The 23,666-nt window shown below is 50.6% G+C and carries 17 protein-coding genes and 1 tRNA gene; 3 read left to right on the top strand and 15 right to left on the bottom strand.

All coding sequences use genetic code 11. From position 1 onward, the window contains the following. Positions 1-12 precede the first annotated feature (12 nt). The 4 genes from L2W48_RS01110 to L2W48_RS01095 all read right to left on the bottom strand — a co-directional run bounded on the left by L2W48_RS01110 (position 13) and on the right by L2W48_RS01095 (position 4,968). The gene (locus L2W48_RS01110) at positions 13-1,131 is read right to left on the bottom strand and encodes an ATP-NAD kinase family protein (protein ID WP_236097810.1); all 1,119 of its coding nucleotides are present in this window, start codon (positions 1,129-1,131) and stop codon (positions 13-15) included. A 72-nt stretch (positions 1,132-1,203) separates the two neighbouring features. Next, complete coding sequence (gene gcvPB / locus L2W48_RS01105) at positions 1,204-2,775, bottom strand: aminomethyl-transferring glycine dehydrogenase subunit GcvPB (RefSeq protein WP_236097808.1); 1,572 nt, start codon at positions 2,773-2,775, stop codon at positions 1,204-1,206. 16 nt (positions 2,776-2,791) lie between these two features. Next, positions 2,792-4,171 (bottom strand): aminomethyl-transferring glycine dehydrogenase subunit GcvPA, encoded by a 1,380-nt coding sequence (gene gcvPA, locus L2W48_RS01100; protein ID WP_236097806.1) that lies wholly within the window; start codon positions 4,169-4,171, stop codon positions 2,792-2,794. A gap of 23 nt (positions 4,172-4,194) precedes the next feature. Next, a complete protein-coding gene (locus tag L2W48_RS01095) occupies positions 4,195-4,968 on the bottom strand; it encodes an SDR family NAD(P)-dependent oxidoreductase (RefSeq protein ID WP_236097804.1) in 774 nt (257 codons plus the stop codon). A gap of 189 nt (positions 4,969-5,157) precedes the next feature. Here L2W48_RS01095 and L2W48_RS01090 point away from each other — a divergent pair, with 189 nt between their 5' ends. Beyond that, positions 5,158-5,823, top strand: a complete 666-nt coding sequence (locus L2W48_RS01090) for a GntR family transcriptional regulator (RefSeq protein WP_236097802.1) — start codon at positions 5,158-5,160, stop codon at positions 5,821-5,823. Between the two features lie 48 nt (positions 5,824-5,871). Here L2W48_RS01090 and L2W48_RS01085 read toward each other — a convergent pair whose 3' ends face one another. The 7 genes from L2W48_RS01085 to L2W48_RS01055 all read right to left on the bottom strand — a co-directional run bounded on the left by L2W48_RS01085 (position 5,872) and on the right by L2W48_RS01055 (position 12,898). Then, positions 5,872-6,303, bottom strand: coding sequence for a MarR family winged helix-turn-helix transcriptional regulator (locus L2W48_RS01085; protein WP_236097800.1), 432 nt, complete (start codon positions 6,301-6,303; stop codon positions 5,872-5,874). A gap of 161 nt (positions 6,304-6,464) precedes the next feature. Next, complete coding sequence (locus L2W48_RS01080) at positions 6,465-6,992, bottom strand: chemotaxis protein CheX (RefSeq protein ID WP_236097798.1); 528 nt, start codon at positions 6,990-6,992, stop codon at positions 6,465-6,467. A gap of 60 nt (positions 6,993-7,052) precedes the next feature. Beyond that, positions 7,053-8,456, bottom strand: coding sequence for a dihydrolipoyl dehydrogenase family protein (locus L2W48_RS01075; RefSeq protein ID WP_236097790.1), 1,404 nt, complete (start codon positions 8,454-8,456; stop codon positions 7,053-7,055). A 192-nt stretch (positions 8,457-8,648) separates the two neighbouring features. Further along, positions 8,649-8,724 (bottom strand) — tRNA-Ala (locus L2W48_RS01070). A gap of 77 nt (positions 8,725-8,801) precedes the next feature. Beyond that, entirely contained in the window at positions 8,802-9,545 is a 744-nt protein-coding gene (locus tag L2W48_RS01065) for a peptidylprolyl isomerase (RefSeq protein WP_236097789.1), read from the bottom strand. A 91-nt stretch (positions 9,546-9,636) separates the two neighbouring features. Continuing rightward, complete coding sequence (locus tag L2W48_RS01060; protein ID WP_236097788.1) at positions 9,637-10,731, bottom strand: RelA/SpoT domain-containing protein; 1,095 nt, start codon at positions 10,729-10,731, stop codon at positions 9,637-9,639. A 103-nt stretch (positions 10,732-10,834) separates the two neighbouring features. Continuing rightward, a complete protein-coding gene (locus L2W48_RS01055) occupies positions 10,835-12,898 on the bottom strand; it encodes a tetratricopeptide repeat protein (protein WP_236097787.1) in 2,064 nt (687 codons plus the stop codon). Between the two features lie 175 nt (positions 12,899-13,073). Here L2W48_RS01055 and L2W48_RS01050 point away from each other — a divergent pair, with 175 nt between their 5' ends. Next, positions 13,074-14,738 carry a phosphodiester glycosidase family protein gene (locus tag L2W48_RS01050; protein ID WP_236116489.1) on the top strand — a complete coding sequence of 555 codons (1,665 nt, stop codon included), beginning with the start codon at positions 13,074-13,076 and terminating at the stop codon, positions 14,736-14,738. Here the strand turns inward: L2W48_RS01050 and L2W48_RS01045 are convergent. The 4 genes from L2W48_RS01045 to L2W48_RS01030 all read right to left on the bottom strand — a co-directional run bounded on the left by L2W48_RS01045 (position 14,717) and on the right by L2W48_RS01030 (position 20,430). Then, positions 14,717-17,191 carry an ATP-dependent Clp protease ATP-binding subunit gene (locus L2W48_RS01045; RefSeq protein ID WP_236097784.1) on the bottom strand — a complete coding sequence of 825 codons (2,475 nt, stop codon included), beginning with the start codon at positions 17,189-17,191 and terminating at the stop codon, positions 14,717-14,719. The genes L2W48_RS01050 and L2W48_RS01045 overlap by 22 nt on opposite strands. Before the next feature lie 11 nt (positions 17,192-17,202). Further along, entirely contained in the window at positions 17,203-17,682 is a 480-nt protein-coding gene (locus L2W48_RS01040; protein WP_236098030.1) for a CtsR family transcriptional regulator, read from the bottom strand. Between the two features lie 85 nt (positions 17,683-17,767). Further along, entirely contained in the window at positions 17,768-18,379 is a 612-nt protein-coding gene (gene plsY / locus L2W48_RS01035) for a glycerol-3-phosphate 1-O-acyltransferase PlsY (protein ID WP_329604249.1), read from the bottom strand. After that, positions 18,379-20,430, bottom strand: coding sequence for an acetate--CoA ligase family protein (locus tag L2W48_RS01030; protein WP_236116488.1), 2,052 nt, complete (start codon positions 20,428-20,430; stop codon positions 18,379-18,381). The genes plsY and L2W48_RS01030 overlap by 1 nt, the downstream gene beginning before the upstream one ends. A 596-nt stretch (positions 20,431-21,026) precedes the next feature. On the opposite strand from L2W48_RS01030, the gene adhE reads away from it, so the two are divergent. Beyond that, the gene (gene adhE, locus L2W48_RS01025; RefSeq protein WP_236097781.1) at positions 21,027-23,654 is read left to right on the top strand and encodes a bifunctional acetaldehyde-CoA/alcohol dehydrogenase; all 2,628 of its coding nucleotides are present in this window, start codon (positions 21,027-21,029) and stop codon (positions 23,652-23,654) included. Positions 23,655-23,666 lie beyond the last annotated feature (12 nt).

Raw genomic sequence — 23,666 nt, 5'->3', positions numbered from 1 at the left:
CACATTCAAACATCATTCCAAAGGCCATATAAGCTCTCTACTGTCTCCGACTATAACCGACACAAATCCCCTCAGCTCTTCGTCCAGCTCTCGGTCCCCCGTATCAACCAGCAGAGGTTTTCCAAAAAGCTCCTCCATTTTTTCAGGGGTTGCTATAACCGATATCCCCTCCTTTCCTACGGAACGAACGATATCGGGACTAAGCTGTTGGTTTCCTCTTCCCAACAGAAATCCCTGTCCTCCTATTGGAGAGAGAATCATGGCTACCTTGAGGGAGGTCGCTTCGATCGCTTTCCTTATCTCTTCCTCGGTCATATCCTTGCCGATCATCCTTCCTCCTATGACGGCATCGACTCCGAGCAAGGTTCCGTCGATACCGAGATAATCTGAAAGCCCCTTAACGGTGGCCCCCGACCCAAGTAGATATATGACGTCCTCATCCATGGAAGAAGTGACGTAACAGGCTAATTCCTTCAACCGGAAGGACGACGACTCTCTGTGTCTTCCCGACTTCTTAGACTGCATGGCCTCCGGTGATACCGGGACTCTCATATATCCGTAAAGGCTGGCGGACAGTCTCCCATCTCTGAACGCTTCTTCATCTATGTCCATCACCTCGGCAAGACGAAAGTCGTCTATCCTCCCCCTGATATATCTCTCGAGTATTTCCCCCGCTTTCAGCGGAGTCTTCGCGAAAACCGCGGAGTGCAACTTAACCCCGCCGGGAATCCCTACCACCGGTATTCGATCTCCAATTACGGACGCGACATCTCTGGCTGTACCGTCCCCTCCGACAAAACTCAGGAGATCCACGTTCATATCGATCATTTTTTCGGTCGCGAAAGCGGTATCTCGACCGGTCGTAGGAATAGCGAAATCGCCGTCTAACACCTCAAAATCCATGCCTAAAGACAGAAACGCCTCCTCCCCCATAGGACCGGGACAGGTTATCCATCTAACCTCATCGAGATCCATCAATCCCCTCAGGACTGAGATAGCCCTTTCCATCGCTTTAGGGACAGCTCCCAAAGCGATGGCCCGCTCCAGGATCTCCGGGCCATCGGTTCCCTTTAGTCCCACCGCCCCTCCCATTCCTGCAACGGGGTTGACTATAAAACCGACGGTTTTCAAAGCATCACCCCTCTTTTCTAAAAAAGAACGGCCTTTAGACGTGAACCGAAACCCACGTCCAAAGGCCGAGAATCAATCTTTCCTTCTCTCAAAATAGCCGTCGTATTTCTTTTTATACGCTCTCCAGGTTATGGCCCAAAGATCGGGATCGTCCAAAACGTCGTGATCCACGTGGTGTATAGTGCTATTATGCGGAGCATGTCGGATGGTATCAGGATCGTCGTAACACTCTTGGGAGATCCGTTCCAATATGGCACAGAACTCGTCAAGATCGGCCTTTGAATAGGACTCGCTCGGTTCCACTGTAAACGGTTCGGGGATAACCCAGGGTTCGTGACTGGACCAGTAATGAGTTCCGAAGTCAGCTATACGACGCTGAACGTCCTCGGTGCCGAACCCCGTGTCCTCTTTGAGTTTTCTCCAGCTGTACCTCGCTTGTTCTATTCTCGGAGAATGATCGGGAAAGGAGATGGAACAGCCCTTTATGGAGAGAAGCTTTTTCATAACATAGTTATTGTTGAGAATGGCTACCCTGGAGACCTCGTTCAGACCTTCGGCTCCTAGGCTCATAATCCAGGCATAAGCCCTGACGATAACCGGAAGAGTGCCGTAAAACGCCTTTATCTTCCCACAGCTTTTAGGCATATCCCAGTCCAGCGAAAAACGGTCTCCTTTTTTAACGACCAGAGGAGCGGGTAGGTAAGCCCCTAGGAACTGCCTAGCAGCGACCAGACCTGTTGCAGGACCTCCACATCCGTGAGGAGAGGAGAAAGTCTTATGAAGATTGAAAAATGAGAGATCAAAATCGGCCTCTTTCGCCCGAGCGATACCGAGCAATCCGTTGGCATTGGCCTGGTCATAACAACATAGAGCACCGAATTTCCTGGCCAAACCGGTGAAATCCTTTATACGACCGTTGAATATACCGGTGTCCTCGGGATTGGTGAAAAATATAGCAGCAGTACGATCGGATAAAGCGGCCTTAAAGGCTTCAAAATCGGGCAAACCGTCCTTATCGGGCGGAAGGACTACCACCTTAAACCCCTTCACTATCGGAACAGCCGCGTCGGCGGGATGGGAGAAAAAGGTGGTTATCACCTCGTCTCTACGATCCTCCTCGCCTCTATCCCTAAAATATGAACGAACTACGGTGGCCATCGCCAGAGCTCCGTGTGACCCACCTCCAGGCTGAAGACTGAAACAGTCCAGGCCGGAAATCTCCTTGAAACACTCCCCCAGGCGGTACATGACCTCAAGGGCTCCTTGGACGGTCGATTCATCTTGATAGGGATGGAGATCGGTTATTTTAGAGGAAGTTGCAAATATCTCGTTGACCTTAGGGCTGTACTTCATCGTACAGGTCCCCTGTCCTATATCGACGTTGTAATCGGCTCCCAGGTTCTCCTGGGCCAGATGGTTGAAATGTCGCAACACCTGAGGCTGTCCCATCTCGGGCAACAGCGGAATATCGGAGCGACGCATGGATTCCGGGATGGCGGAGAGACCGTCTCCAACGGATTCCTCTATCTTCGGCCCCGCCTCAGGCACCAACACCCCTCTCTGACCTGGTTCGCTGAGATCGAATATTATCGGTTCATCCCAACTCGCCTGGTGAAATCTACGGATCATAGCGGTTTTATTCATATCGAGACCTCCCCGCTTACCCTAGACAATCCCGTAGAGTCTCCACGAGAAAATCGATATCCTCGGCGCTTGTCATCTCGGTGACGCAGAAGAGAGCACACTGCCCCAGTTCTTTAAAATCCGAGGAGATATCCTTGCCTCCGAATATGCCCTTACCCAGCAGATACTCGTTGATATCTTTCACGCATTTCCCGGTATGGTTGAAATCGACGACGAATTCCTTAAATGACACCGATCCGAAACGATCGGTGGAGACCCCCGGAATTTCGGAAAGGCGTTTTTTAGCATAGAGAGAACGCTGCATTATGCCCCGTCCGAGGTCCTCCATTCCACGAGGCCCCATGGTAGCCAGATATACCCCAGCTCCGATCCCCCACAAGGCGGAGTGGGTCCCCACAAACTCTTTAGAGGTCTCCCTATTGGCAAAGGATGTCCTCTCCCATAGGACGTCTCCAAAGCCCCACTCCCCTCCGGAGGTAGGAGCCAGGCTGAACAGCCTTGACGGATATTCCTCGACTATCCGAGGATCGTCTTTGGTCGCTATAAAACCGCCACCGGTACCGTAGTTCATGTGAATTCCCAAAGATTGGATATCTCCACAGGAGATATCCGCCCCGTATCGAGATGGGGGGGTTAAAACACCCAGAGAACTAGGATCGACGTATACGACGAAAAGCGCTCCCTCGTCGTGAGTAATTTGGGCTATAGAACCTCCTCTTTCCTCGATGGACCCCAGAAAGGAGGGATTCTCGACGTATACCGCCGCAACCTTATCGTTCAAACTCTCTTTCAGATCGGATGGATTTAACAACCCTGTTCTATCGTCGTACCCCAAATATTCGACAGATAGAACCGGATCCAGATACGTCTCGATCACCGCCCTGCGATCAGGATCGATAGCGCCAGCCAATAGGATCACTTTTCGGCCGCTAACACGGGAAGCCATTCTGAGCGAGGTCGCAGCCGCCTGAGCCCCGTCGTAGGTCGGGACGTTACAGACATCAACGTCCAGAAGCTCGGCCATCATGCTCTGATATTCAAAGAGAGCCTGAAAACGACCGTGGTCCTCGTAGGGTTCGCCCGCATAGGCTGTCAGGAACTCGGCGGAAGAGACTATCTCATCCACCACCGCCGGAACCTGATGGTTGTAACAACCGGCACCAAGAAAGGATATACTCCTACCTGCCGGGATGTTTTTGTCGATTATTCCGTCCATATGTCGACGGAGTTCAGCCTCCGAAAGACATGGACGGGGAAGCTTCAACCCTCCCCTGATCCGAAGTTCTTCCGGTATATCGACAATCAAATCGTCTATGGATTGGACTCCTATATACTCGAGCATCTCTTTCTGCGCTTCCGGTGCCGAGTTCGGTATATAGGGATACGTTTTTTTCATAACAGACCTCCTAAAGTTAAAATCTACGCAATCCCGCCGCCATCGACGACCAAACTACTTCCGGTCACCCAAGGAGACATGTCGCTAGCTAGAAAGAAGACACTTTTGGCTACGTCCTCTGGAGTTCCCAGCCTTTTGATCGGTCTCCTAGAACACTCCTCTCTGTATTTCTCGTCGTATACTCCTCCCAACTGCTCGCACTCGCTTTTCAACATAGGGGTATCGATATCTCCGGGACACACGCAGTTAACGTTTATATTGTCCGGTCCCAGATCTATGGCCATAGCCCTGGTCATGTTCCAGACTCCTCCCTTGGCAGCACAGTATGAAACGGCCTTAGGCCCTCCTTTGAAACTCCACCCAGAACCTATGTTGACTATTCGACCTCTGCCCTGTCTCCTCATATGGGGAACCACGAACTTTGACATCAGGAATACGCTTTTCAGGGTCACCCCGAGAGCCAGATCCCAATCGCTCTCGCTCAACCCCACCACATCGTTTCGTCTCGCGACGCCGGCACAGTTGACCAGTACGTCTATATGCCCGAACCTCTCCAAGGCGGCGTCAACGCCGCAAGAACAACTACCGCTATCGGTAACGTCACACAGAAAAAACTCAGAATCTCCTTCGATCTCGGCGCTCCTCGCCGGACCGGCATCGCCATTTATGTCGAACATAGCAACGGACACTCCGGCATTTGCGAAAAAACGAGAGATACCCAAACCAATTCCTGAAGCCGCTCCTGTCACTAGCGCCACCTTGCCTTTCATGCCAAAAAACTCGTTAAGATCGATCACCCTTACCCCTCCTCAATCGTCACAACAAAATTTAAGTATACATAGAATACACTGAACACCTTGTATATAACACTGACGCTCTATTTTGTCAACACATTGTCTGTATTTAGAATTATTTAGCACCAGAAAACTTGTAAATGCAGAGGGGTTCTTGTATGATTTTCGTTGTTCAGACAGGGAGGGAACCGCATGAGAGATACCGTCCTTTACACTACGACCGCAGATTACGTCTACCATGAATTGAGAAGCCAGATATTGACTAAAAAACTGAAAGCCGGTCAGAGGCTTCCTGAGATAGCCATAGCCAAACAGCTGGACGTAAGCCGCACACCGGTAAGAGAGGCCTTGAGGAAGCTGGCCAACGAAGGCATAGTGCAGTTGATTCCTAACGGGGGAGCCAGGCTGACCGCCCCGACGAGAGAGGAGATAGAGAGCACCTACGAGGTAAGGGAATACCTCGAAAAACTGTCCGTAAAAAAAGCGGCAACTCGTATAACACCGCTTCAGATCTGCAAACTCGAGGAACAGATAGAGAAAGAGGAAAAAAGCTTCGAGGACAAGGACCTAGAGGGCTATTTGGAGATAAACAAGAGGTTTCACAGCATAATAGCGGAGGGATCGGGCAATGTGGTCCTTGCCGAATACATAGAAAACATATTATCCAGAGCCTACGTATATATGGTTTTTTACGAGAATTTTTTTGATTTTCACGACAACCCTAGTCTCAACGAGCACCGGGCCATATTATCCGCTCTATCCAGACACGATGAGAAGCTGTCCGTCCAACTGATGAAGAACCATCTGGATCTCTCATGTCAAGGACTCGTCTCAAAACCAAGGGGAGAACAGCAGTAGATGCCGTCCCCCCCTAGATCGATAAGACATATTATGGCTTGACGAATGTTACAGAGCTTCTAAAAATCGGCCTAAAAAACCTATCAGGTTATCCTGTTCGTCGTCGTTAAGCTTTAAAGCCAGCCTTTTTACCAGCTCACGCTGTTTTTGACTATGCCGCTGGAAGTACTCCTCTCCCTTGGGGGAGAGAACTATTCTGTAGGAACGACGATCCATCTCGTTCCTACATCTTTCGACCAAGCCCATTTCCTGCAATCTATCGACCATGACAGTTACCGTACCGGTCGTAAGTTCCATCTTTTCCGCGATATCCTTCATTCGCAGGTTTCGATTCCGGCCGATAACACCTATGGTTCTCATCTGAGCGGGAGAAAGCCTTCCCAACTTGGCGACGGCCCCTTCCCATCCGCTAAATTTTTCACAAAATTCAACCAAAAGATCGGTCATATCCTCTATTTTTTCGTCCTTAACCTCTATCATTCTTTAACACACCCCGCCTTCAAATAACTCGGACTCGAGATTTATACCATATCGAGACAATAAAATCAAATGGCTTGATAGTCATTTTAAAGGCTTTCGTTATAACTAAACACGCTAGAGACTTAAAAAAGGGAGTTTCCTTAAGGAAACTCCCTTTACGTCTATAGGTTGGGGCTGTTGATTACCAGATGGGCCACGCCATCCCCTCCGTCTGAGTCATTCAGAAGGTAAGGCAATATTATGTGAGCCGTCCTTTCCGATTCCACCTGTCTGATCCTCTCGCCGCAAAAGGTCTGAGGAGGAGTTATATCCACTGAAAAACCCTCCTTGCTCATCTCGAGAGCCATCCTGCCTGCCACCATATTCAACATCTCCCCTATAGAACTAAGGGCAATGGCGTCCTCCACATCAGGACGGATAATGCCTCCAGTCAAAGCCCCTACGTAACGACTAAAACCGGATTGATCAAGTATTACGGAAAGTCCTCCTCTACAGTCTCCTACCACACCTATCATGGCGATTATGACGCCGTAAGGGATCGAGTAGGAAAGCGAGGTTTCCCTCCTCCGAAAGTGAACGTCTATGCCCATGGATTCATTAAAGCGGTAGAATCCTCTTTGAAAAGACTGCACTAATGCCGTCAAAGTCTCTATCGGGAGTTTTCTGAACTCCCTCCCAGGATCAACCATCGTAATCCCCCTTCAAGACCCATCCTACGACGATCAAGCCGGTATTCGGATCTTATCGGATCATCTCAAAATAAAACGGGCAAGCTTCCCAAGGATAGGAGATCTCATTTTCGACATCATCCATTCCTCCGCTACCATCTTGTTGATGGTTCCGACAGACGGGAAAGGATGTTGGGTCATCATGATATGGGTCATCCTACGTCTGTCCTGAATGGCCATGGTCCATTCCTGAATAAGCTCACTCGCCCCTTCACCCACAACGGTCGCTCCAAGGATTTTACCAGACTTCCCGACTATAATCTTTACGAACCCCTCCGGGTGACCATCCGCTACTGTCCTGCCATATGAACTGTACTTCTTCTCGCAAACATCGTAATTCAGCCCTCTTTTTGAAGCCTCTTTCTCCGTGATACCTACCTGAGCTATTTCCGGCTCCGTAAACACCGCCCAGGGAACCACATACCGATCTCGACAGGTCCAAGGCAGGCTGAACGGAGATAAGGCATCCATAAAAGCCAGCATACCCTGATGCATAGCCGCGTGGGATAGAAGATATTGCCCGTTGCAATCTCCTACGGCGTATATATTTTTGACACTGGTTCTCATACGTTGATCCACGGAGATACCTTTTTTATCGTGGTTTACCCCAATCTCGCCCAGTCTCAAACCAGATATACTAGGGACCCTTCCGGCCGCCACGAGGAGCTTTTCGGACTCGAAAACATCATCTCCGGAATAGAGGAAAAAGCTGCCGTCTCTCTTCTCCACTCTGTCTATCGAAGCGGAGTTTCGTACGGTAACGCCCTCTTCCACCATAACCTTTTCCAGCAGGCACCCTGCAGCTTCGTCCCCTGTCGGCACTAGATGGGGGTCCATATGCACGATGGTCACATTAGTTCCCAATCTAGCAAATGCCTGTCCCATCTCGCTGCCTATGGCACCTCCGCCTATGATAGTCATAGATTTGGGTATCTCCTCAAGCTGAAAGAGGTTCTCGTTCGTCAAAATATCTGGGAGATCCTTCAATCCAGGTATCGGAGGAATGGCGGGGCTTGTACCCGTAGCTATGAATATCCGTTTCCCCCTGTAGGTACGGCCGTTCACCCTTACGGCATCAGGTCCATCCAGAACGGCCTCTCCAGATACGAGGGAGACCTTCTCGAACATCTTCATCGTTTTTTTGCTGTTTATAGCGTCTATTTTATCCCGAACCACCGACATAGGGGAGATCTTCAGGATATCGGCATCGATATCGATCCCGTAGGAGGAGAGCCTCTTAAGCCCGTGAAATGCCTCGGCCCCTTTTAACAATGCCTTGCTGGGGATGCACCCACAGTTAAGGCACTCTCCACCGATTTTACGCCTCTCTATCGAGAGGACGTTCAACCCCATCGAGACCCCCATCGCGGATACCGCCATACCGGCTGGCCCCATCCCGATCACTATCAAATCATAGTTTTTCATATCTACCCCTCCTTAAAGTCGTGAGTCTAGATATGTCTTATACTATACCACTTTAAAAAGACCATAAATAATAAAGCAATCAGAGCCATGGCATAGAAACGCACAAGATTGGACACACAAAATCGACGCTTTTGAGAAGAAATTTAAGGGACAAAAAAAGGCCCACTCTACAGAGTGGACCTTAAAAAACAATGGTGGAGCTAAGGGGATTCGAACCCCTGACCTCTTGAATGCCATTCAAGCGCTCTCCCAACTGAGCTATAGCCCCGACCGATTTACATCGACGCCTCGCGGCGACAGGGAGAATTATATGTTAGGAGGTCGATCCTGTCAACACCTTTTGCATCAGTTTACGGGAAGGATTCTACCCCTCAGTCTGCGTAGCTCTTTTTCCAGGTAGGATCCTTTGAGGTCCTCTCTAACCCTGTCCCTTACTACATCAAAAGGCAGGACTCGACTACCCTGAAATTCTAACACCCTCGCTATCCAGAGGTCGCCATCGGAAGAAAGTACGGGAGGCACGTCTCCCAGCTTTAGATCGAGAAAAAAAACATCCTTAAGAACATCGGGGACATCCTTCAAGCTGAACCACCGTGGCTCTTCTGTATCGAGATTACCGTCATATGAGCCACCACAGTGCCGGACCTCGGCTAAAACCCTCTCTGGAGCTCTATACTTTTCACTGTTGGACGAGTAGTACTTTCGAAGAGCCTCTTCGGAGAGATCCCAGGTCAGAGCGATTCTGTCTATGTAGACTTTAGCCAATGTATTGATACCATCCCAACGGATTTTCCTGACCACATCCTGATTCAACCCCAGTCCCCTTAGCCTGGAGGCCTCGGAGAGAAACAGAACGTCCTCCACGTGGGATATAAAGTTCTTTCTCTGCTTAGAGTCCATTCCCATCCAGGCCAAAGCCGCTACGTCCAGGCTGCTGTCCATCCGTCTGGATAAAAGATATATAAGGTCGTCCTCGGTCACCTCCTGACCTCCGACCTTGGAGAGGCAGGGTTCCGCCAACGCGAAATCGGAAATCAAAAGGACGACCGCGATGACCAAAAGGCCCCGTAGAAAATCCTTAAAGATCAAAAGACACCCTCCTTACTGCCGGACCTAGACATTTCAAAAAAGGAGGGCTCTCGCCCTCCTGCACAGGTAAAACAAGCCGCACGAAACGGGATCAAACGCCCTTGATCCTATCCGACCCCATCTTTATGCCCAACCCCACGAGATCTTTGTTCTGAAGAACATCCCACTTCATGTTCAACACGAGCAGGAACACCGCAGAATAACCGTCCACTTTCCAGGAGGAGATCTCTTCCTCGAATGCGGAGTGGACCGTCTTAAGTTGCTCTATGCCGGTGCCGTCTCCCTCCATAGACGAGAGAAAATCTCTCACCTCGGACACTGAATTGAACTCGGCCGCCTTAAATATGCGGCACAGATAATCAAGGCTATCCTCCAGATAGGAACCGTCCGGGACAAACCCGGGGAAGCCCGTCTCTCTAGCAGCCTCGGACCACCGTGAGTAGAGTGCTCCGTCGGATTCCTCGAAAAGGTTACGTAAATCTTCCTTATCCAAAGGCTTTTTCTCCTCTGGAGGAGAGTTATCGATTATGGGCTTGGCTCGATCGGGCGTCACAGGTATGGCCAATCCCTTAGCTGCCTCTCTCAGATAGTGGAAATCTTCATCTGCTTCCTCAAGAAGGGCGCTTACCCTGGAAAGCTTCCTCTTCAGTTTACCTTTGGTCACTACATCGGTGGCTCCCGCTATTTCAGGGCTTATGGTAGCCCAGGCTTCCTGCAACATCGTACGAACCTGAAGATGAAGCTTCAGGTCACGATAGCGCTCCCATTCTCTCAACTTGCTCCTATCGGACTTCAAAGAGACGTCATAAACTATGGAACGATAGCCGAATATATCGGGATCCTCAAGATCCTTGCTGGTAGTGGATCTCGGAAGATCTATCAGGAACTCTTCCTGTATCGTCTTCTCCACCGCGATAGCATCGCTGGGGAAATAGAGGAGAATCCTCACCGTAGCCAAGTCGGGCATATCCTTAAACGGATCGGCAGGAAGAGCCTTACCGCTTTCCGTAAGGTCACGGATAAAACTTTCCGGGGATTTAGCCCATCCCTCAAGAGCATATACCTTTACATGCTCCCTTTCGATTAAATCTTGGAGAAGGTTCTTCATTCTCCTCACGAATTCCTGGTACATGGAGTAGCGCTGGATGTACTGAAACCCCCACTCCTCGACCTTCTGAGTCTGCATTCTGCGACCACCACCTGTGCTTGATATCGATATGTTACTAACGTAAAAAAACAAAACACCTTAAAAAGTATAGATGAAAAAGGGTATATTGAAAATGCCGTTTTTATATCTTCGTCGAAAAGCTGTCCCTCAGTTCTTTCCAAAAAGCCACCGAAGGGGCTAATTCTTCAACAGTATCGATCAAGACCAAGGCCTCGTCTTTTCGTCCGGAGACGAAAAGACCGTGGGCTTCCATAGCCATAGCGGAGGCCTTAAGGATCCTCGAAGAGAGGCTCGGAGTGATTTTGACCGTAAGAGCCATAAAATCTATGTATAGCTCTTTCCCACCAGGGTTAAGCTTTATGGCTTTTTTCAAAGGATCGTACATATCGAGACCGATTTTAGGCGCTATCATACCGGGAATGGACACTCCTTCATCCTCGGCATAAAGAGTAGCATCCTTCACCGTGCTATCGCCGCCGTTCCAGCCGATATTCCAGTTATTCCTCGATCTGTAGACCAAGACGGAAGGAGGGTCTCCCTTTAACGATGCTCCGCTCCTCTTGGTCAAGAGATGCTGCACCATGGCCATAGCGTCTTGATCTCTGCCGATGGATGAGCAACTATAGGCGGCTTCCAGTAAAAGACGAGAATCTTTATCGTCCAAAAGAAGTCCCTTCTCCAAGAAAAGCAAAGCCTCTCTGAAACGGCCTGCCGTATTATAGGCTTTCCCCAACCGGAAGAGGGATGATATATCGCGCTTATCGGTAAGTCGTCTCAACATATCCGAATCCTGAGCTCCTATCCTGCGGGAGGAACTTAACAGAACCATGAAGTGTCGTTCCTCAGGACTAGGACCGGACATCTCCGTTTTTTTTGTTTCTTCTCGGACGACCCTTTTTACCTCTTTAGGATCCGAGGCGACCTTGTATCCGACGGCCTTCTCAGCCTTAATCGGCTGAGTTTTCTCCTTTTGATCCTCTGAGATTTTTTCCTCGACTATCTCTATGGGAACCTCCACCGTCAATACCACCGAATCTTCGGAGAGTTTGTCTATGGACACGGCGACGGACTCATCGGGAGAGACCGATAGATCTCCCGATACATCCTCGGAGAGGACATCCTCCACATCCGACACCGGCAACAGCAGGTCCAACGCCTCGGATCTAAGCGAGTTTACATCGTCTCCGGATATTTGGATCGGAGCTTCGTCGATCAATCGAAGGACATCCAACGGCTGAGATATATCCAAAAGCACCCGGGCCAATTCGAGACGTGTTTCGTTATCGCCAGGATCTAGTCTCAAGGTCTCCCTGTAGCTCTTCTCCGCTTGAGCGGATGAACCAAGATGGGACAAGATCGATCCTATTTTCCGGTGAATATCCGGGCTTTCAGGGGATAACGCCAAGGCCCCGTAAAAGGAATCTAAAGCCTCTGCGTATCTTTCAGCAGTCAAAAGAGCCTCTCCTTTTTTTAACAGAGACTGAAGGGGAAGAGATCTTTCCATCTCGACTTTTTCATAAAGAGAGACAGCTTTTTCAAACTCGCCTGAGGAATACATCCGATCCGCCTCTTCGAGTATTCTAGTTGGCGTTTCTATTAAATTCCAGACCAAAAGGACGCCCCCTCCGACGAGAGCGAGGGACGAAAGGAGAATAGACCTACGACGGGAGGAACTCTTCTTCTCTTTTTCAGGCAAATTGGATTTCGATCCCTCGGGATCCTCTTCCTCGTCAGAGATAACCTTGGAGATAAATACAGGATCCTCATCGAAGAGAACCCGATCCTCCATATCCCTTATAGCCCCTTCTTCCATATGAGAAAGGGTAGAAGCCTCTAAGGAGGTCGTCGATTGGGGTTCGCCGGGCTCTTCTTCAAGATATGATTCTGGTTCTTCGTCGACCTTCTCCATGGACGGAGACGGAGGAGTTTCAACCGAGCCAGAGATCCCTGATTCTGTAAAGACCGCCGAACCCAAGGAATCGAGACTATTCTCGGGGGGTATCTCCTCTGTAGAGTGTGCCGGAACCCCGCTTTTTTTTATAAAATCGAGGGGAGAGGAGAAGCCCTCTTTCGACTTTTCAGGGATATCGTCATCGACATCGGAGGAGACGACGGGGAAACCCATGGCATCGGGATCCAGTTTTTTTCGTGGTTCTCGAATCCAGGCCTCCAGATTCTTCTCCATATTTGCCGATACCTCCCACTCTTGGTCTTTACATCAAGAGCCATTGTAGCACAAGGACGAGTAGATCTGTCCATACGTACCGTACCTATGGTACCATTTTAACCGGCTCTAACATAATCGATTACATCGGGGAGGTAAAACATTGAGACACCTTTTAAAAATAACGGCAGGTTTTATGCTGGCGTTAGCTATATCCACCTCGGCTGCCGCCGTGAACAGAGGGGAAGCTCTATCCGAGATAATATCCGCACTTAGCCTTCCTCTTTGGAACGGAAGAAGTTTCTCCGACGTTCCTAAGGACCATCCAAGCTCGCGTTATGTGGAATCGGCCTTCGCAATGGGGATACTCTTCCCTTCCGACAGATTCTATCCTGACATAGAGATCAGCAAAGCGGAAGCCATAGCCTTTTCGTTCAGAGCGATGGGCTGGCATCACGAGGCTAAAATGGTCGCTTCCCTTGTCCAGACAACAGGAGAGCTGCCCCCCTATCTGGAGCCATACGTAAGCCTAGCCGGGGAAATAGAACCTAAGATGCCTCCCGCTCTGATCCGTTCCCCTTCCAATACTTTGAACGAAGAGGATCTGAAAGATCTGACCGAATGGCTAAAAGAAAGCATCGTCTCAGGGGTAAGGTGGGACATGAGTGTGAACAGTTCGAGCTATACCCTTTCTCTACACAGAGAGGGGGTTGGCCGCCCACCTAAAGGATGGGCGATAGCCCTGTCGGAAAACTCCAGTGAGGAGAAGGCCAGAGCGACGATAAAAAGACTAAAGAACCTGAATTTCCCATCCTATATGGAGAAAACCGACTGCGCTTTCTCGGTCAGAATAGGCCCGTATAGCAACTATGCTCAAGCATGGTTATTGGCAAAGAGAGTGCCCAAAGAATTCGGGAAGGCCTCCATATTACCGATCGGAGGAGGAGGAAGGACTCTTTTCTGGTGCATGATAAAGGCTCTTCCGTCGAGAACCTCTATAACCACGGCACCTTCCATAGGAGCCAGAAAGCTCTCCCTGAGCAAGATCGGGGAACATTCCCATTCGGTGGCCGCGGTAAACGCCGGTTTTTTCTGGAAAAACAGGCCGGTCGGCACGATAGTTGTAGACGATATCCCTGCATCGCCGACCTATAAGAACAGGTCCGCCGTAGGCTGGAATCAGGATATGGCCTTCTTCGGAGACGGATCTTTTCGGCTGTCGGCAGAATGCGGGGATAAGAGTCTTCCTATATCGTCCATAAACCAGCCGACGTCCGAGGGCAAGATAGGTTTTTATACCCCTCATTTCGGACAGTTCGCCACCTCTATCAAGGGAAACGGAACGGAGTTTCTGTTAAAAAGGTCGAAAACGGTAAAGACCAGGAGAGCAGCCGGATCGAACCACTTCATGAAGCCGGAAGAAAATATCTTGTATTTAAGGACATCCGGATTAGGCCCCTTCTCCGATGCGGCTGAGATCAAACTTCAGACCATCTGGTCCGATGAAGCGATGATCGGGGCAAAACAGGTAATTCAAGCGGGACCTATGATCCTCGGTCTGGAAGGACCATTCTCCTCCGAATGGTTTTCCGATTCGATAATAAACAAACGCCACCCCAGAACCTTAGCGGGCTGGGATGGCGATAGCTTATGCTGGATCGTCATAGACGGTCGTTCGTCGTGGCATAGTGACGGCGCCACGCTGTCCGAGGCAGCCTTCATAGCCAGACAGGCAGGCCTCTTAAAAGCGATAAACATGGACGGCGGCGGATCGAGCCAGCTATGGTGGAAGGGGATCACGGTAAATATACCTTCGGAAGGGAGAGAACGCCCCCTCCCCTACGCTGTGACCTTTCGCTGATCTCCTTTTTTGGGAGGAACGCAACGCAACGATAGTTCCCCACGGGAGACTCCGACCCTGGAGGTATAGCCGTCTATTAGACTCCCGTCCAGTATCATATCCGCAAGAGGGTCTTCAAGCAGCCTCTGTATGGTTCTTCTAAGAGGACGAGCTCCATACTGAGGCTGATAGCCCTTTTCCAGGATCAGCTCCTTCGCCTTGGTCGAGACGGTAAGTCGAATACCCTTTTCAGAGAGCCTTTCCCTGACTTCTCTCAACATTACGTCCAGAATGCCAAGCATCTGCTCCTTGCTGAGGGGACTGAAGACCACCTGCTCGTCTATCCTATTCAAGAACTCCGGCCTAAATGACCGTCTAACCTCTTCGTCTATATTCTTGGAGACGCTGGACCAGTCCGAAAAGCCTTCGTGATTATCGGTGGCAAAACCGAACCCCTGCCGCTTAACGATATTTCTAGCCCCTATATTGCTGGTCATTATGACAACTGTGTTTCGAAAATCCACCTTCCGACCCTGACCGTCGGTAAGACGACCTTCCTCTAGAATCTGAAGAAGCACGTTGAAAACGTCCGGATTGGCCTTTTCTATCTCGTCGAAGAGTATAACCGAGTAGGGCCTTCTCCTTATCGTCTCGGTAAGCTTGCCGCCACTCTCGTGTCCAACATATCCAGGAGGCGCTCCTATAAGCTTAGAGACCTCGTGACGCTCCATAAACTCGCTCATATCCAAGGTCACTAGAGCATCCTCCGAACCAAAGAGGAAATCGGCCAAAGAACGGGCCATCTCTGTCTTGCCTACCCCTGTAGGCCCCAGAAAGAGAAAGCTGCCTATGGGACGCTTAGGATCTTTAAGTCCGCTACGAGCTCTCCTGATAGCCTTGGATACCGCCGATACCGCCGAGTCCTGTCCGACAAGACGGCGATGGATTTCCTCTTCCATGCGGGAGAGCCTTTTGGACTCCTCTTCCGTAAGCTGGCTCACAGGGACACCGGTCCACTCGGATACGACCTGAGCAACGCTCTCATCTGTAAGCACCGGAACTTCCTTGCTCTGTCGAGAGACCCATTCGCGACGTCTCCTCTCCAGGTCGTCGGAAAGTCGATTTTCGTCGTCCCTAAGCTTGGCAGCCTTCTCAAAAGCCTGAGAATTCACCGCCGATTCTTTTTCCTTCCTAATTCGCTCGAGTTCCTTGTCCATTTTCTTCAGGGGCTCCGGAAGCTCCATCGTGTCCAACCTGGCACGAGCCGCAGCCTCGTCTATGAGGTCGATTCCCTTGTCCGGGAGGAATCGATCGGTTATATACCTTGAGGACAGTTTTACCGCCGCGTCCAGAGCCTGATCGGTTATGGTCACCCTGTGATGAGACTCGTATCTATCTCTCAGCCCCTTCAATATCAGAAAGGTGTCTTCCATATTGGGCTCATACACCTTGACAGGCTGAAAACGTCTCTCCAGTGCCGCATCCTTCTCTATGTGACGACGATATTCCTCCAGAGTAGTTGCTCCTACGACCTGAAATTCCCCTCTAGCTAGACTGGGCTTCAGGATATTAGCCGCATCGATGGCACCTTCCGCTCCTCCTGCCCCAACTATAGTGTGGATCTCGTCGATAAAGAGGATGACGTCTCGGCATTCCTTCAGCTCGGCGACCAGCTTTCTCATTCTCTCCTCGAACTCGCCTCTGTATTTTGTCCCGGCTACGAGATTGCCCATGTTCAGTTGAACGACTCTCTTCTCCTTAAGACTCTCCGGGATATCTCCCGATAGGACCTTCTGGGCCAGTCCCTCCACTATAGCGGTCTTTCCGACACCGGGATCTCCGATCAACACGGGGTTGTTCTTGGTCCTTCGAGAAAGAACCTGGATGACCCTACGGATTTCCTTGCTCCTTCCTATTACAGGATCCAGTTCGTTCTTCTCCGCCATTTCGGTGAGATCTATTCCCAACTGATCCAGAATAGGAGTCCTGTTACGATCCTTTCTCTCCTGTTTGTTCGAGGATTTACCATCTCCCTCTCCTCCTGAGAGGAAACGAAGAACCTGTTTCTTGCCCTCCGCCGGCTCCAATCCCATATTTCTAAGAACCTGTACTGCCATACCCTCTCCCTCGGAGAAGATACCGAGCAAAATATGTTCGGTGCCGACGTAGTTGACCCCCATGTTCCTGGCTTCCCTTATGGAAAGGTCCAGAACCCTTTTGGCCCTGGGACTCAAAGGAAGGTCCATCGGTTTCTTTATGGGATCTCCAAGCGGAACGCTGGCTTCGACCGCCACTAGCAACTCGTCCGAAGGCAACCCCAAAGAGGAGAGTATCTGCGCGGCGACACCACCGTTCTCCAGAGCCAACCCCATGAGTATATGTTCCGTTCCGATCATATCGTGGCCCAATCGGAGGGCCTCTCTATGAGCCAGCTGTATGACTTTCTTGCTTCTCTCTGTAAAGAACTGCCACATACTACCCTCCATCACGAAAGAACCAGACTGCGAAGCATTCTCTTGAGAAGCTCGGCCTGGAGAACGTTTCTCTTATAGGGAGATACATCGAAGACCGATTCTCCCATATCGTCCACATGACGCAATGCGACCTCTATCAAGAGCCTCTCCCTAAGATCGAGAAGGCCTCTGGATTGAAGGGAAACCAACAATCTTTTAGCTTCCTGTTCGGTAATGCTGTCTCCGACCAGGTCGTCCAGATGACGGAGTCTGGCCTCCGGGGTCTCGTAACATATCCGTAAAATCCTTATATAGCCGTGACCACCCCTCTGGCTTTCCACTAGGTACCCTCGTTCGGGGGTGAATCTACTCCTCAAGACGTAGTTTATCTGACTGGGGACGCACCCGAACCTCTCGGCAAGCTCCTTTCTACGAAGGGAGACAGCATCCTCGTCGTTCCCCTCAAGAAGCTCTATTATGTGACTCTCTATGACCTCGGTGAGGCTCCGCACCACAACTCCCCCTGTCCATATACGATAATAACGACATTCTATCCTCTTGGTCAAAAATAGTCAATAGGTCAGAACTCTGCTGATCTTATTTAGATCGGACCCTTGACTCTCGACCGGAGAGAAGCCTTTTAACGTTGGCTCTATGTCTCCACGTAGATAAAACAGCCAATCCAAAGGCAGACAAGGCGAAAGAAGCAGGAACTCCGCAAAGAGGGAGAATAAACACCAAGCCAAATAACGAAAGGATCGAGGCAAGAGAGACATATTCACCGATCTTCAAGATAGCCAGCCAGAGAAGTCCACCGAGAGGAACGGCTATCATCGAGCCAGGAGGGGCTACGAAGAAAAGGGTCCCGTAGGTGGTAGAGACCCCCTTACCACCCTTAAAATCCAGCCATATGGGATAGTTATGGCCCATGACGGCGGCGAAAGCAGCCATAGCCACTGTGACATCTGATGCTCCCAAAAGCCGGATCAGGAGCACCGCGACTCCCCCTTTTAGCATATCCACTATAGCCACTAAAAAAGCCCATTTTTTTCCCATAAGCCTTCCCAGGTTGGTCGCCCCAACGTTACCGGAACCGTAGGTCCTTATGTCTACGCCCCTGAAGCGTAGGGCAATCAGGTAAGCGGTAGGGAAAGACCCTGCCAGGTATCCCAATACCAGCCAAGCGGAAGAGACAAAGAGACTCCACATCAGACATCATCCTTTCTCGCCCTGAAAGCGTAAACGTCGGCTATTTTAACGCCTTCGGAGGTCACGAAGGCCGAATCTATATCCAGAAGCTGAAGGTCCGGCTCGGCACAGGATAGTCTGGAGACCTTTACCACCTCGCCGGCAAGAGCCTTAAAATCCAGCGCTTCCGTCCCCTTTAATCCGGAAAAAAGAGGATACCCTCTGAGGCTTTCGACCATCTCCAGAGCCGAGGGAAAATCCAGAGGAGCTAGTCTGAGGGCCAGGTCCTTGGTTACGTCGTAGAGAACCCCTCCCAAACCTACGGCTACGACTGGTCCAAAGACAGGATCCCTCTTCATCCCTATCATGCATTCGATACCCTCTTCTACCATCTCCTGTACCAGCACACCATCTATAATCGCTCCCGGACAGGAGCGTCCTGTCCTCTCCAGTATACGGCCATAGGCGTTCTGCAATTCTTCCTCCGTCCTGAGGCTCAAGGCTATGCCTCTGGCGGCCTTCTTGCTGAACACGTCGGTGGAGACTACCTTGAGGACCACAGGATAGCCGATATCGTTACCGGCTGTGAGGGTTTCGTCCAAAGAACGGCAAAAGCGTTGTCTGACCAGGGAGAGTCCGTAACGACCGATAAAATCGGTGGCATCGTGTTCGTTGAGATCCTTCGGATACAGTTCCAGCATGGAGGCACCTGAGGGAGAACATTCCAACTCTGACGGAACCTGAGCCTGTATCATACCTAAAAGGGATACTAGAGCATCCGCACATCTTCTAGGACTATCGAAAAGGGGTATCCCGCTCCTACGGAGCCTCTCCAAAGCGTGGTTACCGTGAGCATCGTCTATCAACCAACAACACAGTATGGGCTTCGAATCAGGGCGAACCGTGCCTATCAAGGCATCAGCCACCAATTCGGCCCCTCCAGCGGACATGATCGGTATATCCACTATAACTGCATCGACCTCATCCGCATTTTGAAGGATACAGAGCGCATTGGACAAAACGGAAAACGGATTTTCAATTGAATTAGGAACGACTACAGGGTTTTGGGATATGCTTCCTAAGGGCAGCACGTCCGACAGCTCCTCTTTGGTCCTATCGGATAATCCCACCACGTTAAGTCCTAGGGAGACGCACTTATCCGCCTGAATAACCCCGATACCACCTGAAAGGGACAGAATCGCCACGTTGCTGCCCGATGCTCTCCCGCTTTCCCCTATAATTCTTGACATATCTATCAGCTCTTCAAGATCGTCTAACAGCACCAATCCAAACTGCTTCGCCACAGCTCTCCATATACCGTCGTCGGTAGAGGAACCTAAGCCGTATCTATCTAAGACCCTATCCCTGACGCATTTCGACGTCCCGCCTCTCATTACCGCGACAGATATTCCCCTTGCCCTGGCTTCCTGAGCCAAACAAAGGAAAGCCCGCCCATCAGACATACCCTCGATATAAAATATGATCAACCTTACATCGCGGTCCTCCACTATCCAACGTCCGATATCTATCATGTCCAGATCCATGGATACCCCGGTGGTCACCACGTAACGGAAACGAACCCCTGAGTCGATCCCCATGGCCAAAGCAGAAAAACCCAACGCTCCACTTTGAGAAATTAAGGCCACATGTCCCTCCTCTCCCTGACTGAGATCCAGAGCGCTGGAACAACTGATCGGTATGGAATCAACGAAATTGACGAACCCCTGAGACTCGGGACCGATAAATCTGGTTCCTCTGGAGAGGACCCTCTTCAGGATGGGTTTATGATCCCGGCCGGAATTTTCCAGGCGAGAAAATAGCACTACATAGGGAACTCCTACGCGAGAACAGAGATCCAAGGCCTTCAAAGAGGAATCCGAAGAGGAAAGAATCATAGCCAGGTCGGGGACAAAAGATAGATCCTCAATCGACGTCGCGTTCTCTTCCGAGATGACTACGACCTCGCCGGAGAAATCCCACTCGTGAAGGAGTGCTCTCAACCTTGAGATTACGCCACCGCCTAGAGCATCCTCAACTATCAGAATACTCTTGGGGCGAAAAAGGCGTTCCATGGATCGATACGAAAAGGACTTGTCTTCATATGACATCGGGAAAACCTCTCTTATCAAATTTATTTACAACCCCATCCATGATAAAACCGATAAAAATGCGAGTATACCACGAGGATTGAAAAAGGGACCGGTTAAAACCGGTCCCTTTTTCAATCCTCAAATTACCGCCGATCGACGTCGCTTTCTTCCTGCCCTACCTCGGTGTTGACCTCGAATCCGAACAGCTTAAGTCTTTCTCGAACCAGAACCTTACGTTTCAGAAACCTCTTACCCCGGAAGGCCTCATACCGTGAGTTTTCCGCCGAACGTGCTTGCGCCTTTGTCTCAGCTACGCTCAATCGATTCACCTCACTGAAAAATGATATGGTTCGGTTACGTATCTGTTTCGATTATACACTTAAAAGAATCGAAGGCAAACTTTTCTCTGTATTCAATTCTGCAGCAGCAAAAAACGACCTCTCTTTATCGGTAAAATCTGTCTCTTCTGACCCATAAGGATCTCCCTTGACTTATTTGTGAATGTGATTACAATACCTATCAAGCTATGCGATAGTTATTGTTTTACCTAATAATATTTTTCAAGGAGGTTCTACAAAATGGCCACCAAAAAAATCCAAGAAGACACAAAGACGACCGAAAAACCCGTCAGAGACATACCGAGAGAGATCGATGAGCTGGTATCCAGGACCAAAGCGGCCCAGGAAAAATACGCCACATACTGTCAGGAAAAGGTCGACGAGATCTTCTTCCAGGTGGCCATGGCGGCCAACCAAGCCAGAATTCCCCTAGCCAAAGCGGCCTCGGATGAAACCGGCATGGGCATAGTGGAAGACAAGGTTATAAAGAATCATTTCGCCTCCGAATTCATATACAACAAGTATCGTAATCATAAGACCTGCGGCATCGTCGAAAAGGACGAGACCAACGGTTTCTTCAGGGTAGCTGAACCTCTGGGGGTCCTGGCCGGAATAATCCCGACGACAAATCCGACTTCCACCGCCATATTCAAGGCGTTGCTGGCATTGAAAACCAGAAACGGGATCGTATTTTCCCCTCACCCCAGAGCCAAGAAATGTACCGTCATGACGGCAAAATTGATACACGATGCCGCCGTCAAGGCAGGAGCTCCGGAAGGCATTGTTGCCTGCATAGAGGAACCTTCCGTCGAAGGATCCCAGTACCTCATGTCCCATAGATCCATAAGCATGACCCTCGCTACCGGCGGTCCCGGCATGGTTAAGGCCGCCTACTCGTCTGGCAGGCCTGCCATAGGGGTAGGCTCGGGGAACACCCCCGCTGTGATAGACGAGACCGCCGACATAAAAATGGCGGTAAACTCCATACTTCTGAGTAAGACCTTCGACAACGGACTGATATGTGCCTCGGAGCAATCGGTGATCGTGTGTGAAGCCGTATACGATAAGGTGTACAGAGAGTTCACCGAGAGAGGTGCCATAATACTTAACGACGACCAGAGGGAAAAGCTGAGAAGAACTATAATCCAGGACGGAAAGCTGAACGTAGACATAGTCGGCCAACCGGCCCACAGGATAGCCGAGCTCTCGGGTTTCAAGGTTCCGGAGGCAACCAAGGTCCTGATAGGAGAGGCAGAAAAAATAGGCTCCGACGAACCCCTCAGCTACGAGAAGCTATCCCCAGTCCTGGGACTCTACAGGGCCAAAGACTTCTCCGACGCAGTGGAAAAGGCCTCCAAACTGGTGATATTCGCAGGAATGGGACACACTTCGGTTCTCTACACCCAGCCCAGCAACAGAGACAGGATAAAGACCTACAGCGAAAAGATGTCCACCGGCAGGGTTCTAATAAATATGCCCAGTTCCCAGGGAGCCATAGGAGACGTCTACAACTTCCGCCTCGAGCCCTCTTTGACTCTGGGATGCGGTTCCTGGGGAGGCAACAGCGTCAGCGAAAACGTCGGAATCCGTCATCTGATCAACCTGAAGACAGTTGCGGAAAGAAGAGAGAATATGCTGTGGTTTCGCGTCCCCTCCCAGGTCTATTTCAAACCCGGATGCCTTTCCGAATCGTTGAACGAGCTGGAAGGCCGTAAAAAGGCGTTTCTCGTGACGGACCGCCCGCTGTACGACCTGGGCTACTCGGACAAGGTGACCAAGCATCTGGAGAGCATGGGAATGGAGATCGAGATCTTCGCAGACGTCAAACCCGACCCAGACATCTCCACCATCCAGAAGGGATTGGAGAGGCTGAAGGATTTCAACCCCGACGTGGTATTGGCCCTCGGCGGAGGATCTCCTATAGACGCGGCCAAGATCATGTGGCTACTCTACGAGCATCCGGAGGTCCGTTTCGACAGACTGTCCATGCGTTTCATGGACATAAGAAAAAGGGTCTGCAAGTTCCCTAAAATGGGGAAGAAGGCCATCATGGTCGCAATCCCCACGACTTCCGGCACCGGCTCGGAGGTCACTCCCTTCGCTGTCATAACCGACGACAAGGAAGGGGTTAAATACCCCATAGCGGACTACGAGCTCACTCCGGACATGGCCATAGTGGACCCGGACCTGGTTCTGTCCATGCCTAGAGGAGTGGCTGCGGCATCGGGGATAGACGCAGTTACCCACGCCCTGGAGGCACTGGTAGCCACCACCGCCACCGACTATACCAACGGCATAGCCATGGAGGCTCTGAAACTCCTTTTCACCTACCTACCGGCGTCCTACAGAGACGGAGCCGCCAATCCCGAGGCCAGGGAAAAGGTACACTACGCTGCGACGATGGCGGGGATGGCCTTCGCCAACGCTTTCTTGGGACTGTGTCACTCGATGTCCCATAAACTGGGCTCGGCCTTCCATGTGGCTCACGGGGTTGCCAACGGGATACTCATAACCGAGGTTATCAGATACAACATGACCTCGGCACCTAGGAAACAGGCGGCGTTCCCCCAGTACAAGTACCCTGAGGCCAAGGAAAGGTACGCAAAGGTGGCCGATTACCTAGGACTGTCGGGCAAGAGCTACGACGACAAGATAGAGGCACTCATCTCCGCCATAGAGAAGCTGCGAAAGGATCTCGATCTCCCCTCGACCATTGAGGAGGCGGGGGTCAACGAAGCGGATTTCATGGCCAAGGTGGACGAACTGAGCGAGCTGGCCTTCGACGACCAGTGCACCGGTAACAACCCCAGATATCCCTTGATATCGGAGATAAGAGAGCTTTACCTGAAGGGATTCAAGAAAAGATAGAACGCAAAGAGG

It is taken from the genome of Dethiosulfovibrio russensis, from assembly GCF_021568855.1.
Classification (GTDB): Bacteria; Synergistota; Synergistia; order Synergistales; family Dethiosulfovibrionaceae; genus Dethiosulfovibrio; species Dethiosulfovibrio russensis.
Note: the sequence above shows the minus strand (reverse complement) of the source record. Positions and strands in the feature narration are given on the sequence as shown.